The 1,126-nt window shown below is 70.6% G+C and carries 1 protein-coding gene; it reads left to right on the top strand.

Going from position 1 to position 1,126, the window contains the following annotated elements; translation table 11 throughout:
* Nucleotides 1–86: 86 nt before the first annotated feature.
* Nucleotides 87–1,126: histidine kinase (locus ABZ915_RS48780; RefSeq protein WP_361817956.1), on the top strand; the 1,040-nt coding region annotated here is incomplete at its 3' end.

The raw sequence follows: 1,126 nt of genomic DNA, 5'->3' as shown, positions 1-1,126 counted from the left end.
TACTTCAGCCGACGGGCCCGGTCAGTCCACGGCTGGCCGTGGCTCTTGCCAGTGCCCGGGAGCGACGCGAAGGCAGGGGCCGGCGTATGCAGCCCGTGTTGTGGGGGGTCATGGCCGCCATCGCCGTCCAGTCCCTGCACGCTTCCCCCGCCCCCGGCGTCAGAGGCAGGCACCTGGCAGTCACCCTGGTGCTCGTCGGCTGTCTGCTGCCCATGGCTGCGGTCGCGTCGAACCTGTGGCCCCTCACCGGTCGTCCTGCCCGCTGCCTGGTGTTCTGCGTGCTGGTGGACGGCTTCGGCTTTGCGCTGGGCATACTGCAGCCCGGCTCGATGTCCACCCTGCCACCGTCCGTCGTGGTCCTGATGGCGTTCCTCATCCTGGAGCGACGGACGGCCACTGTGCTCGCGGTCGTCGTCATGGGCTGTCTGACCGGGGCGGCGGCCGCCGGGTTGGACGGCGGTACCGACAACTTCCTGCATCAGGTCCTGTTCGGCGTCCTCCTGGCCGTCGTGGGCATCGTGATGCGACAGTCGATCATCAACGAGGTGGCCGTCACCGTGCTGCTGGCCCAGCTCGAGGACGCCCGGGAGGCGGAGACCGAGGCGGCGGCGCTGGCCGAACGCACCCGCATCGCCCAGGATCTGCACGACGTGCTCGCCCATACCCTGTCCGGACTGGCCGTGCAGATACAGGCCGCCCGACGGATGGCCCGGCGCGACCAGGCGAGCGAGGATCTGCGGGGGCTGCTGGACCGGGCCGGTGAGCTGGTCAAGGACGGTGTGGCCGATGCGCGCCGGGCTGTGCGGGCGCTGCGCGGCGAGCGCGTACCCTCTCTCGAGCGGCTGCCCGAACTGGTCGAACGCTATCGAGTGGACCTGGAGCTCGACGTGACCCTGACCGTGATCGGGCCGCACCGGGAGCTGCAGCCCGACGCGGGTGAAGCCCTGTACCGCGGTGTGCAGGAGGCGCTGACCAATACGGTCCGCTACGCACGCGACGCACAGGCCACGGTGACACTCGCCCATGAACCGCGTGCCACAATCCTGACCATCGAAGACCGCCGCACCGGGCCGGGACCTGTCCGGGCGGCACTGGTCGAAGGCTCCGGCCTGGGGCTGACCGGCAT

It is taken from the genome of Streptomyces sp. NPDC046915 (assembly GCF_040644935.1).
Classification (GTDB): Bacteria; Actinomycetota; Actinomycetes; order Streptomycetales; family Streptomycetaceae; genus Streptomyces.
Note: the sequence above shows the minus strand (reverse complement) of the source record. Positions and strands in the feature narration are given on the sequence as shown.